The following is a 12,863-nucleotide window of genomic DNA, read 5'->3' as shown; positions in this document are numbered from 1 at the left end:
AAATACTGTTCCTGACAAAGATGTCATGCATGTAGCCTGAATATATCGTCCTTTTAATTTGACGATAAATGGCCGTCATTCCTAGGGGCGGGAAATGGGCTGGCCTGAACGGCAAGCCGCATGGTCTTTCCCAGGCGGGAATATCCGCCGCAGTGCCGGGGTTTTTGTGGCAAACAGGACGATCCGCTATCTCTCGACCGTCGCCTTCGGTCTGATCGCCACGCCCGCGCTAGCCGACACCAATGTCGGCGGTTCGACCACGACGCCGCTCAACACCTCGGCCGCCGGGAACGTCACGATCGGCAGCGGCGGCTCTATCGCCCTGAGCAATCCGGGCGCGGCCGTCACGATCGACAATAATTCCACCGTATCCAATGCGGGGTCGATCACGTCGAAGGACATCAACGGCAGCACCGGCATCCAGGCCAATGACGGCGTGACCGGCAGCATCACCAATACCGGCTCGATCACGCTCAGCGAAAGCTATACCCGCACCGACACCAATGGCGACACGGTGCTGGACGGCCCCTATGCGCAAGGATCGAACCGCTATGGCATCCAGACGCTGGGCACGTTCAACGGTGCGATCGCCAATAGCGGCTCGATCACCGTCAACGGCAATAACAGCGCCGGGATCGCGCTGGGCGGCCCACTGAACGGGACGCTGACGCAAAGCGGCACGATCAGCGTCTTTGGCGATAACAGCTATGGCATTTCCACCGGCGCGGTGAACGGCGACGTCGCGCTGGGCGGTACGGTGTCTGCCTATGGCACGGGCAGCAGCGCGGCGGTGCTGAACGGCCCGGTGTCGGGCGCGGTGAACGTGACCGCGACCATGATCACCAGCGGCTATAGCTCGGTGGCGGCACCGGCCGATGTGACCAAGCTGACCGCCCAGAATCTGGCGCTCGGCGGCCCGACCCTGTGGGTGGCGGGCAATGTCGGTGGCGGCGTGACGATCGCGGCGGCGACCAGCACCACGACGAACGGCACGACCACGACGACGACGGCGGGCACGCTGACCAATTACGGCTCCGCCCCCGCCTTGCAGATCGGGTCGGCCAGCAGCGCGACGACGATCGGCGCGATCTCGGGCGATACCGGTGGCTATAGCGTCGCGATCAACGGCTCCGCGAGCGGCAACGGCGTCTATGCGGGCAACACCGCCAATGCGGTGCGGGTCGGCGGGCTGGGCGGTGCCACCACGCTCTCCGGCGGCATGGTGGTGCGCGGCAGCGTGACCGCGATCAGCAACGCTGCGAGCGTGACGGGCGTCTGGATCGGCAGCGGCACGACCACGCCTGCCCTCGACAATAGCGGCGCGATCAATGCCAGCGGCGCGGGCAGCGCGGGGCAGGTCGCCACGGGCGTGCTGATCGACACCGGCGCCTCGGTCGGTTCGATGACCAATAGCGGCACGATCGCCGGCCTTTCGGCGACCGGCGCGACCAGCTATGCGGTGCGCGACCTGTCGGGCACGCTGAACAGCATCACCAACAGCGGGACGATCGCGGCGAACGGCGCCGGGACCGATGTCGCGATCGACCTGTCGGCCAATAGTGGCGGCACGACGATCACCCAGAATTTCCCGACGACGGGCAGCATCGCGCCGTCCATCTCGGGAGCGATCCTGCTGGGCGGCGGCCCCGACACACTGACGATCAATGCGGGCAAGGTGACCGGCAACGTCACCTTCGGCGGCGGCACCAACACCATGACGCTGGCCGGGGCGGGTAGCTATACCGGCACGGCCGATTTCGGCGGCGGCACCTCCACCCTGAACGTGTCGGGCACCTCGGTCTTTACCGGTGGGCTGGCCAATGCGGGCAACAGCGCGGTGACGGTCAATGGCGGCACGCTGGCGCTGACCGCGACCGGCACCACGACCATCAATTCGCTGACGCTGAACGGCGGTACGTTGGGCGTGACGGTGAACGGGTCGGCGGGCACCTCGACGCTGCTCAATGTCACCGGCACCGCCACCATCGGCGCCAATGCGCAGATCGCCGTGCTGGCGACCTCGCTAAACAATGCGGTGGGCAATTACACCGTGCTGCGCGCGGGCACGCTGAACGGCGCGTCCAATCTGGGGCTGGCCGATCTCAGTCTGCCCTATTTGTTCAACGGCACGATCGGCACCGATGCGACCGGCAACGGCGTCATCGTCTCGGTCGCGCGCAAGAGCGCCGCGCAACTCGGGCTGAGCGGTCCGCTCGCCGCCGTATACGACCCGGCCTATGCCGCCGCGCTGGGCGATGCCGGGGTCGGCGATACCCTCCTTTCCTGGAGCAACGGGTCGCAGGTGAGCGCCGGGCTGCGCCAGCTGCTCCCCGACTTTGCGGGCGGCAATTTCGACTCGGTCAGCCTGTCGTCACGCGCGCTGAACCGTATCCTGGCCGATCCCGAAATGCCGCCTTTGCACCATAACGGCTATGCGGGCTGGTTGCAGCAGGTCGCCTGGGCCGATCGCAAGGGCACCGGATCGACCGCGGGTTACGACGTCAGCGGCTGGGGCCTGACCGGCGGGTTCGAGCGCGGGCTGGGCGGCTTCGGCCGGGTGGGCGTGTCGCTGGCCTATCTGATCGGCATCAACGACATGGTCGGCAATTCCAACGCGATGACCAGCCAGGAATATAAGGCCGGGCTCTATTGGCGGGGCCAGTGGGGCGGGCTGCACGCCTTTGCCACCGGCATGGTCGGCACGATCAGCTTCGACGGCAACCGCACCTTCAACGGGACGAGCGGCGGCGTCGCCTTCAGCCGCACCGCCGACGGGCGCTGGCACGGCCGCACCTATGACGCGGCGGGCGGCCTGTCCTATCAGCTGGACATGGGGCGCTTCTATCTGCGGCCCCAGGCGTCGATCGACTATGTCCGCCTGACCGAGAACGGCTTTTCGGAAACCGGCGGCGGCACCGGCTTCGACCTGACGCTCGCCGGGCGCAATGCGCAGGAGACGGGCGTCAACACGACGCTGGCGCTGGGCTATAACTTCCGCAAGCCCAACAATGACGACGGCACCTATCTGCGCCTGGAGGTCGAGGGCGGCAACCGCGCGATCCTGAACAGCCATCTGGACGCCACCACCGCCAGCTTCGCTGGCGGCACGCCCTTCATCCTGACGCCCGAGGCGCGCCAGGCGGGCTGGCTGGGCAATGTCCGGCTGAAGGGCGGCAGCAATTACGTCTCGGTCAATGTCGATGTCGGCGAGGAGCGGCAGCAGGACCACACCGCCATCGCAGGCAAGATGGGCCTGACCCTCGCCTTCTGACGGTGACGCCCCATGGCCCGTGCCACGCGATTGTCACATCGCGCTGGCAGGGACGGGGGCGGACACCGAAGACATGCCATGCGCCTGCTGATCGTCGAGGACGATCCCGTCATCGCCGATCAGATTGGCCGGGGCCTGGGCGCGCTGGGCCATGAGGTGCGCCTGGCGGGCACGGGGGCGGAGGCGATCCTGATGCTGCGTCAGGGCGATCTGGACGCGGTGGTGCTCGACCGGATGCTGCCCGACCTGAACGGCCTGTCGGTCATCGACCAGATCCGGCGCGACGGCCAGGCGACGCCGATCCTGATGCTGAGCGCGCTGGGATCGGTGAAGGACCGGATCGAGGGGCTGGCGAGCGGCGCCGACGATTATCTGGCCAAGCCGTTCGATATGGACGAACTGGCCGCGCGCATCGCCGCCATCGCCAGACGCGGCGTGGCGCCGGTCGAGGGCGTGCGGCTGGAGGTCGGGCGGCTGCAGCTCGACCCCAGCGGCCATCAGGCGCGGTTCCGGGGCAGGGCGGTGACGCTCAACCGGCGGCAATATTCGCTGCTCGCGCATCTGATGCGCCATGCCGACCGGCTCGTCACCCGCTCGATGTTATTGGAGGGGGTGTGGGGCTATGCCTTCGCGCCCACCGCCAATATCGTCGAAAGCAATCTCAGCCGCTTGCGCACCGCGCTGATCGGCATCGCGTGCGATCCGATCGAGACGCAGCGGGGCGCGGGCTATATCCTGCGGTCCGACCGATGCGCCTGACGATGCGCCGCGCGCTGGGACGAGGGGCGGGGCGCGGCCTGGGCCGTTTGCCGATCCAGGTCGGATTGACCTTTACCGTGATGATGGCGCTGGTCGGGCTGATCGGCTTCAGCTTCGCCGACACCTGGGTCGCGCGGCGAGTCGACCATTCGCTTCGCAACCATGCCGCCAAATATCTGGCGCTGGGCAAGGGGCGCCCCGTGACCGATGCAGTGGTCGCGGCGCGCATCCTGGACTGGCAACAGCGCAAGATCCTCAGCCAGCGCACCTATGTCCTGTTCGGCGCCGATGGGCGGCGGATCGCGGGGCGGCTGGACATCGTGCCGCCGCCGCTGGGCTATTCCAATGTCCGCTTCCATGCCGGGGGCCGCGCCACGCAACAGGGCCGGGCGCTGGCGACCCGCCTGCCCAGCGGTAGCCTGCTGGTCATCGTCCAGCATAGCGAGGCGGGGGAGGCGCTGCACGCGCTGCTGCCTTGGGTCGTGCTGGCGCTATCGCTGGCGGCGGCGGTGATGGGGGTGGCGGTGACGTTGGTCTTCGCGCGGCTGATCGCCATCCGCCTGGCCGCCGCGCAGGAGACGGCGGACGCCATCGCCGGCGGCGACCTCAGCCGCCGCGTGCCGACCCGGGGGCTGGACGGCCTGTTCGCGGATCAGGCGGAGAGCCTGAACCGGATGCTCGACAGGATGGACGATCTGGTCCGCACGCAGCGGCTGTTCGCCAGCAACCTGGCGCACGACCTGCGCACGCCGCTGACCCGGCTGCGCGGCATATTGCGCAACGGGGCAGACGACCCCGCGATACTGGAGCGGGCCGAGCGCGAATGCGCCGCGATCATCCGCATCTTCGACGCCCTGCTGCGGCTCGCCGAGATCGAGAGCGGGCGACATCCCGCCGCGCCCGCGCCGCTGCACCTGGGCGCGCTGATCGAGGATGTGGCCGAGACGATGGAGCCGGTGCTGGCCGATCATGGCGGCGCGCTGGCGACCGGGCCGGTCGCGCCGCTGATGGTGTCGGGCGATGCCGATCTGCTGGGGCAGATGCTGGTCAATCTGCTCGACAATGTGGTGACGCATACGCCGCCGGGCACCTCGGCGCGGCTGTCGCTGGTCCGCGAGGGCGGCGTGGCGCGGATCACCCTGTCGGACAACGGTCCGGGCCTGGCCGAGGTCGACCGCGCCCGCGTCCTGCACGCCTTCGAGCGGGCCGCCCTGCCGGCGGCGCGCGGCAGCGGGCTGGGCCTGGCGATCGCCCAGGCTATCGTCCGCTTCCACGGCGGTACGCTGGCGCTGGACGATGCGCGGCCCGGGCTGGCGGTCCAGATCCGCCTGCCGCTCAGCCCACCCGGCGCCGCTGCCGATTGCGCCGCCGATTGAGCCACATCGACAGGTACATCCAGAGACCCGAGCCCGCGAAGAACAGCAAGGCGACCCCGCCGCCGACATTCAGCGCGATTCCGACCGGCCCCAGCGCCTCGCCCGAATGGATATGCTTCAGCCAGTGGTTCCAGCGCTTCATCGCGCTGGGCTCGCTTTGCGTGGCGGACGCGCTGCGGGGCGGGGGGCTGTCGAGCAGATCGGTCGCCTGTGTCGCCAGGCCGGTGGCGGCCAGGATCAGGAGCAGCAGCGCGAACCACGGGGCGAGCATTCGGTGCCAACGGCGCATGGGGCAAGGGTCCAGAAATCGGTGAGCGCGCCGTCCTGACACCCGCAATGTGACAAAGCGGCGATGCCTACATTCTAAGTTTGCAATGTTCGCCGCGATCTCGCGTTCGTGCCGCCGATTGTCACGGATCGGTCATCTCGCCGCCCTAGCGGCCCGCTCGACACGGTCGTGCCCCGGCGGGAGGGGGCCGCCGACCGCTCGGGGAAAAGACATGCATTTGCGTTATGGGATGGCGGTCGCGCTGGCGGTCGGCCTTTTGGGGGGCGATGCGGTCGCCAAGGATCATGACCGCCCGGCTGCCACATTGCTCGATCCGCAGGGCTATGCGCCCGCGTCGATCGTCGCGCCGCCGCCCGCGCCGGATTCGGTCGTCGCGCGGCAGGAACTGGCCTATCTGCGCGCCCTGCACCGCGCGGCGTCGGCCGAGCGGATCGCGCGTGCCGATGCCGATGGCCATGACAAGGGTCCGCACGCCTTCAACGCCGTCACCGGCGTCGACCTGACCGCACTGCCCGCCACCGCCGCGCTGCTGGCGCGGGTGGATGCCGAGACGAGCGCCATCGTCGATGCGGCCAAGGATCATTTCCGCCGCGCGCGTCCCTATCGCACCGACCCGACCCTGCCCCATTGCGGCAAGGGCAAGGGCGTCGACGACAGCTATCCCAGCGGCCATTCGGCCTTTGCCTGGTCGACCGGCTGGACGCTGGCGCAGCTGATGCCGGACCGCGCGCCCGCCATCCTGGACCGTGCGCGCGACTATGCCGAGGGGCGCGCCATCTGCGCCGTCCATTACCCCTCCGATATCGAGGCGGGCCATGCGCTGGGCCAGCTGGTCGCCGACCGTCTGCTCCATGATCCGCGCCTGGCCGATCAGGTCGCGGCCGCCCGCGCCGAACTCGCCCGCCGCTGAACCACCCTTTTCCATCAAGGAACGACGATGATCCGCACGCCTTTCCGCGCCGCCCTGCTGGCCGCTTCCGCCCTCGTCCTGCCCGCCATCGCCCAGGCCGATCCGGTGACGACCGATCCCGCCGCCGACCAGTCGACCAGCGCCGACCAGAAGGGGCAGGCCAATGACAAACAGTCGCTGACCACCTCCGACGTCATCGTCACCGGATCGCGCACCGCCGAGGCCGCGCCCTTCACCGCCTCGCTGACCACCACCCAGCCGCAATCGGCGGTCAGCCGCGACTTTATCGAGAACACCGCCGCGACGGCCGACGTCAACGAACTGATCGCGCTGACCCCCGGCGTGTCGATCTCGGGCGCGGGCAATGGCTATGGCCTCAGCGAGACCAAGGCGACGATCCGCGGGTTCCAGGACGGCGAGTACAACGTCACCTACGACTCCATCCCCTTTGCCGACACCAACAATCCGACGCACCATTCGACGGCCTTCTTCCCGTCCAACACGATCGAGACGATTGTCGTCGATCGCGGTCCCGGCAATGCCAGCCAGCTGGGCCAGGCCAGCTATGGCGGCAATATCAACATGTATTCGCGCGCCGCATCGGACCGCTCCGAGGTGCGCGGCGAGGCGATCCTGGGCAACTGGAACACCTTCCTGGGCCGTGCGCTGATCCAGAGCGGCAGCATCGACAAGCTGGGCGGCACGCGCATCGTGCTGACCGGCCAGTATCTCACCTCGGACGGCGCGTTGACCTATTCGCGGGTCGGGTCGAAGAATCTGTTCGGCAAGGCGGTGGTGCCGATCGGCGCGGCCAACACGCTGACCGTGATGGGCAGCTGGAACCGCAATTTCTATTACCAATCGGACGTGCTGAAGGGCGCGACCTGCGGCAGTGCGGCGACCGACGCCTATAACGCCGCCAATCCCAAGGCGCTGACCACGACCGCGCTGGGCCCCGACGGCCAGCCGCTGACCCAGCTGAGCGGACAGAATTGCTCGGCCACCTCGCAGGTCGGCAAGTTCGGCGCCAATTACGGCCTGGGCAATGATCCGACCCAGCATGACTATTGGGATTATAACCGCACCGACAAGACGACCGATTTCTCGTATCTGCGGCTACAGAGCAATCTGGGCGGCGGCCTGACCCTCGACAACCGCGCCTATATGTACGGTTATACCAACAACACCCTGTCGGGGAACGGCAGCTCGTCCTTCGGCGTGCCCAAGGGCGGCACCTTGCCGGTGTTCCAGGTCAAGTCGACCGGCGTCGTCACCGGCTTCACCGGGGCGGGCACCGCCGCCTCGCCCTATGTCGCGGTATCGGGCGGCAACGACGTGCTGGGCTATGACAAGCTGAACAAGTACCGCGTCTTCGGCTATATCGGCCAGGCGGATTACGACTTCGGCTTCGGCAAGCTGCGGCTGGGCGGATGGTATGAATATGCCGTCACCGACCGCCACAATTTCGACCTGGACCGCACCACCGGCCTGCCCAGCTATAACGAGAAGTTCGCGAGCGGCACCGCGGCGACCAGCACCCTGCCGTCGATCGCCCAGGCGAACATCAACTTCGCGCAGCATTCGACCTGGCACCAATATCAGCTGTTCGGCGAGATGGAGATCCGCCCGGTCGACGGCGTGACCATCACGCCGGGCGTCAAATATGTCCATTTCACGCGCGGCGTCGACGCCGTCCTGCAGCAGAAGACCCGCGTGCCGATGGACCTGAGCGCAACCTGGACCAAGACGCTGCCCTTCCTGACCGCCAATTGGCAGGTGCGGAACAACTGGTCTTTCTATGGTCAATATGCCCAGGGCATGTACGTGCCCGACCTGTCGAGCTTCTATTCCGCCTCGGGCCAGCTCGTCACCGCGCTCGACCAGCTGAAGCCGCAGACGACGACCAACTATCAGATCGGCACCGTCTGGCACGGGCACAGCGTCTCGCTCGACGTCGATGGCTATATCATCAATGTCGAAAACAAGATCGGCACCTGCACGACCACCGGCTGCGACCAGACGCTGCTCGTGAACCAGGGCCAGGTCCGCTACAAGGGCGTCGAGGGCCAGCTCAGCGTCATGCCGATCCGGGGCCTGACCATCTTCGGCAACGGCTCGTACAACCAGGCGCGCAGCGTCCAGACCGACGCGCAGATCGGCAAGGCGCCCTTCACCACGGCGGCGGCGGGCTTCATCTTCCGCCGGGACGGGTTCCGCCTGTCGTTCGACCAGAAATATACCGGCCCGCAATATGCCAACGACTATAATGGCAGCCCCGGCTTCCGCCTGTACCGCATCCGCCCCTACAGCATCGGGCAGTTCGCGATCAGCCAGCAGATCCAGGGCGGGCTGAAGCTGGGCGTGACGGTCAACAACGTCTTCAACAGCCGGGCGGTGACGCAGATCGCGACCAGCAGTTCGGGCGCGCCGACGACCACGATCAACGGAAAGGCCTATCAGTCGGGCTATGGCCAGCTCGACCAGTTCAACTATCTGCCGCCGCGCTCCTTCCTGTTGACGGCGGGCATTTCGTTCCGATGATGTCACGCCGATGATCGTCCTGCTGCTCTTCGTCACCGCGTTCCTGGCCTTCGTCGTCAGCGCGGTGGCGGGCGGCGGAGCGGGGCTCGTCCTCATCCCGCTGCTGCGGCTGGTCGTGCCGGTCGCCTCGGTCCCGGCGGCGCTGTCGATCGGGACGGCGGCCAGTTCACTGTCGCGGCTGGGCGTGTTCCGGCGGCATGTCCGCTGGGACGTGGTGCGCCGCTTCGTGCCGACCGCGCTGCCGGCGGCGGCGCTGGGCGCGTGGCTGCTGACGCGGTTCGATGCGGTCTATGTCGAGCTGATGCTGGGCGGCTTTCTGCTGTTCAACCTGCCCGCGCTGTTCCGGCGGATGCCCGTACCCGGCGCCGAGCCGCTGCTGCCGCTCGGCCGCCTGCCATGGCTGGGAGCGGCGGCGGGCCTGTTGTCGGGGTTCACCGGGGCGGTCGGGGTGGTGTTCAACCGGGCTTATTACCGGATGGGCCTGTCCAAGGACGAGATCGTCGCGACCCGTGCCACCAACGAGGTGCTGCTGCACCTGTTGAAGCTCGCCATCTATGCCTGGTTCGGCCTGTTGACCCGGCCCGCGCTGGTGGCCGGGGCCGTGGTCGCGGGCGCCGCCATGCTCGCCTCGGTCGCCGCGCCGTCGATCCTGGGGCGGATGCGCGAAAGCCTGTTCCGGCGGGCGGGTCTCGCCGCCATGGTCGCGTCGGGAATCGCGCTGGTGACGCTGTCGACCGGCCATATCATGGCCGCGCAGCGCGCCTGGATCGCCTTTGTCGCGCCGGGCGACGAGCAGGAATTGCAGCTCTATTGGCAAGGGCGCCCGCGCGCCGCCGTCGAGCATGAGGCCGAAGGCGGCCTGTCCTTCGAGCGGCCGGTCAGCGCCGCCGACCTGCCGCACCGATTGCGCGCCGCGCTGCCCGGTATCGTCGGATCGGCGACGATCATCGGTATCGAAGAGGTCTTTGCCGGGCAGCATCATTACGAGATTCGCCTGCGCCGCGGGCATCGGATCGTGGAGATCGACCTGCCCCCCGACGACGGCGCGCCGACCGCCTGACCAGGGCCGACGTCTCGCCAACATCATCATAGGACACGGAAAAAACCGAATTCCTACCGGCCCAATAGAAATTCTTTGGCCTGTTTCCGTTCGCTCGGGCGTTACAGACGCACGCCCCGGTGCCGCGCCACGCGCGACAGCCGGGAGCAGAACAAGGATTCAGGGAATGACACAGGGTCGCACCATCGCCCTTATCGGGGTTTCGTTGCTGGCACTTGGCGCGCAGTGCGTCGCCGCGCAGACGGTCGCACCGTCGCCGACACAGGCCCAGCCCCAGGCTCAGCCGGACGATCAGGCCGCGCAGGCCCCCGCCACGGCGGCGGGCGCGGGTGACGAGATCATCGTCACCGGCACCCGCGCGGAAGGGCGCACGCGCCTGGACAGCGTATCGCCGGTCGACGTGCTGAGCGGCGCCAGCCTGCAGCGGCAGGGGACGACCGAACTGGCCGCCGCGCTGGCGACCATCGCTCCTTCGATCGACTTCCCGCGCCCCTCGGCGAATGACGCGACCGACGCGATCCGCCCCGCGACGCTGCGCGGCCTGTCGCCCGACCAGACTTTGGTCCTGATCAACGGCATTCGTGGCCACACCTCGGCGAACCTCAACACCAACGGCACGGTGGGGCGTGGTTCGGCGGCGGTCGACCTCAACACCATCCCCACGGTCGCGCTCGACCGGATCGAGGTGCTGCGCGACGGTGCCTCGGCGCAATATGGCTCGGACGCGATCGCCGGTGTCGTCAACCTGCGGCTGCGCGAGGCGCGCTCGGGCGGCGGCGCCTCGGTGACCTACGGCTTCTACAACACGCAAGTCGATACCGCCGCGAACAGCCGCCGCGTCAATGGCGAGCCGGTCGTCACCGCCTCGGCCTGGCAGGGCTTTGGCTTCGGCAGCGACGGTTTCGTGACCGTGTCGGGCGAATATACCAAGCGCGAGCCGACCAACCGCGCCGATATCGACCGGCGCGTGACGCCCAACCGCATCACCGGCCGCTATGGCGATCCGGAGGTCGAGCAGTTCACCGGCTTCGTCAATGCGGGCGCCTCGCTGACCGACAATCTCAGCCTCTATGCCTTTGGCGGCTATCAGGATCGCGACACGCGCGGCGCGGCCTTCCCGCGCAACCCCAGCACGGCGACGATCACGGCCGGTTATCCCAACGGCTTCCTGCCGATCATCAACACCAAGTCGAAGGACATCAATTCGGCGGTCGGCCTGCGCGGCGATGTCGGCGGATACAATGTCGACCTGTCGCTCAGCTATGGTCGCAACATCGTCGACTTCCGCACGCTGAACTCGGCCAACTATGCGTATGGGGCGGCGACGCCGAAGAATTTCTATGACGGCCAGGTCGCCTATGACCAGTATGTCGCCGGGCTGGACGTGACGCGCAAGTTCGACGTGTTCCAGTCGCTGAACGTCGCCTTCGGCATCGAGGGGCGGCGCGAGGGTTACAAGATCTCGCCGGGCGAACTGGCGTCCTACGGCGCGCCGGAAACCGGGTTCGTGCCCGGCGTTTCGCGCGGCGCGCAGGGCTTTGGCGGGTTCCAGCCCAAGAACGCCATCAAGCGTGGCCGCCGCAGCGGCAGCATCTATCTCGATGTCGAGGCGCAGGTCACCGACAAGCTGCTGCTCGGCATTGCAGGGCGTGGCGAGGATTATTCGGACTTCGGCTCGACCGCGACCGGCAAGGTGTCGGCGCGCTACGACGTGACCGACTGGTTCGCGCTGCGCGGCACCGCCTCGACCGGCTTCCGCGCGCCGTCGCTGCAACAGCAATATTTCACCCAGACGGCTTCGGTCGTGACCAATGGCGTGCCGATCCAGACCGGCACCTTCCCCTCGACCGACCCGGTGGGTGTGGCGCTCGGCGGCCTGCCGCTGCGGCCCGAAAAGTCGACCAACCTGTCGATCGGCACGGTGATCCGCGCCGGGGGCTTCGACCTGACGGTGGATGCCTATCGCATCCATATCCGCGACCAGATCGGCCTGTCGGAGAATATCCAGGCGGCCAACAACCCCCAGGTCGCCAGCCTGCTCCTCCCGCTGGACGTCTCGGCGGCGCGCTTCTTCATCAACGGGCTGGCGAGCACCGCCAAGGGCATCGACGTGGTCGGCCATTACCGCGCGCGCACCGAGAGCGCCGGGACCTTCGACTTCACGGTGGCGGGCAACATCAACACCATCGACGTGACGCGGGTGCCGACCTCGACCGCGACGCTGAACCCCGCGCCGACGCTGTTCGCGCGCAGCCGCATTCTGACGCTGGAAGAGGGCACGCCGGGCGAGAAGGTGACGGGCACGATCGACTGGTCGCTGGACCGGCTCGGCGCGCTGGCCCGCGTGACCTATTATGGCAATGTCAACCAGCCGGGCACGACGCCCGCCGCCGACGTGCTGACCGGCAACCGGGCGATCACCGATCTGGAGATCCGCTACTCGGCCCCCAAGGGCGCGCAGATCGGCATCGGCGTCAGCAACCTGTTCGACGTCTATCCGCGCGCGACGGCGCTCGCCAACAACTCGACCGGCGTGCTGGGCTTCCCGTATTTCTCGCCCTTCGGCTTCAACGGGCGTTACGTCTATGCGCGAGCGGGCCTGAACTGGTGAACGGCCTGAGGCCCGGCGGTTATAGTCCGTCGGGCCCCACCCCGCA

General features: G+C 67.9%; 8 protein-coding genes. 7 read left to right on the top strand and 1 reads right to left on the bottom strand.

Annotation, left to right across the window (positions count from 1 at the left end; all coding sequences use genetic code 11):
• The first annotated feature begins 166 nt into the window (after positions 1-166).
• From QZ546_RS06855 to QZ546_RS06845, 3 genes are all read left to right on the top strand, one after another.
• The gene (locus tag QZ546_RS06855) at positions 167-3,271 is read left to right on the top strand and encodes an autotransporter domain-containing protein (protein WP_294235842.1); all 3,105 of its coding nucleotides are present in this window, start codon (positions 167-169) and stop codon (positions 3,269-3,271) included.
• 78 nt (positions 3,272-3,349) lie between these two features.
• Positions 3,350-4,030, top strand: a complete 681-nt coding sequence (locus QZ546_RS06850) for a response regulator transcription factor (RefSeq protein WP_294235841.1) — start codon at positions 3,350-3,352, stop codon at positions 4,028-4,030.
• The gene (locus QZ546_RS06845) at positions 4,021-5,406 is read left to right on the top strand and encodes a HAMP domain-containing sensor histidine kinase (RefSeq protein ID WP_294235840.1); all 1,386 of its coding nucleotides are present in this window, start codon (positions 4,021-4,023) and stop codon (positions 5,404-5,406) included. The genes QZ546_RS06850 and QZ546_RS06845 overlap by 10 nt, the downstream gene beginning before the upstream one ends.
• Here the strand turns inward: QZ546_RS06845 and QZ546_RS06840 are convergent.
• Positions 5,366-5,695 carry a hypothetical protein gene (locus QZ546_RS06840; protein ID WP_294235839.1) on the bottom strand — a complete coding sequence of 110 codons (330 nt, stop codon included), beginning with the start codon at positions 5,693-5,695 and terminating at the stop codon, positions 5,366-5,368. The genes QZ546_RS06845 and QZ546_RS06840 overlap by 41 nt on opposite strands.
• A 211-nt stretch (positions 5,696-5,906) precedes the next feature.
• On the opposite strand from QZ546_RS06840, the gene QZ546_RS06835 reads away from it, so the two are divergent.
• The 4 genes from QZ546_RS06835 to QZ546_RS06820 all read left to right on the top strand — a co-directional run bounded on the left by QZ546_RS06835 (position 5,907) and on the right by QZ546_RS06820 (position 12,817).
• A complete protein-coding gene (locus QZ546_RS06835; RefSeq protein WP_294235838.1) occupies positions 5,907-6,605 on the top strand; it encodes a phosphatase PAP2 family protein in 699 nt (232 codons plus the stop codon).
• A 27-nt stretch (positions 6,606-6,632) separates the two neighbouring features.
• Complete coding sequence (locus QZ546_RS06830; protein WP_294235837.1) at positions 6,633-9,146, top strand: TonB-dependent receptor; 2,514 nt, start codon at positions 6,633-6,635, stop codon at positions 9,144-9,146.
• 10 nt (positions 9,147-9,156) lie between these two features.
• The gene (locus tag QZ546_RS06825; RefSeq protein WP_294235836.1) at positions 9,157-10,206 is read left to right on the top strand and encodes a sulfite exporter TauE/SafE family protein; all 1,050 of its coding nucleotides are present in this window, start codon (positions 9,157-9,159) and stop codon (positions 10,204-10,206) included.
• A 166-nt stretch (positions 10,207-10,372) separates the two neighbouring features.
• A complete protein-coding gene (locus tag QZ546_RS06820) occupies positions 10,373-12,817 on the top strand; it encodes a TonB-dependent receptor (protein WP_294235835.1) in 2,445 nt (814 codons plus the stop codon).
• The last annotated feature ends 46 nt before the right edge of the window (positions 12,818-12,863 follow it).

This window comes from uncultured Sphingomonas sp. (genome assembly GCF_913062585.1).
GTDB lineage: Bacteria > Pseudomonadota > Alphaproteobacteria > Sphingomonadales > Sphingomonadaceae > Sphingomonas.
The sequence above is the reverse complement of the archived record's forward strand: the minus strand, read 5'-3'. Positions and strand labels throughout refer to the sequence as shown.

Excerpts from the sequence above, each read along its gene's own strand:
- QZ546_RS06830 (WP_294235837.1), top strand. The coding sequence starts at position 6,633 with ATGATCCGCACGCCTTTCCGCGCCGCCCTGCTGGCCGCTTCCGCCCTC.
- QZ546_RS06840 (WP_294235839.1), bottom strand. The coding sequence starts at position 5,695 with ATGCGCCGTTGGCACCGAATGCTCGCCCCGTGGTTCGCGCTGCTGCTC.
- QZ546_RS06845 (WP_294235840.1), top strand. The coding sequence starts at position 4,021 with ATGCGCCTGACGATGCGCCGCGCGCTGGGACGAGGGGCGGGGCGCGGC.
- QZ546_RS06835 (WP_294235838.1), top strand. The coding sequence starts at position 5,907 with ATGCATTTGCGTTATGGGATGGCGGTCGCGCTGGCGGTCGGCCTTTTG.
- QZ546_RS06825 (WP_294235836.1), top strand. The coding sequence starts at position 9,157 with ATGATCGTCCTGCTGCTCTTCGTCACCGCGTTCCTGGCCTTCGTCGTC.
- QZ546_RS06820 (WP_294235835.1), top strand. The coding sequence starts at position 10,373 with ATGACACAGGGTCGCACCATCGCCCTTATCGGGGTTTCGTTGCTGGCA.
- QZ546_RS06850 (WP_294235841.1), top strand. The coding sequence starts at position 3,350 with ATGCGCCTGCTGATCGTCGAGGACGATCCCGTCATCGCCGATCAGATT.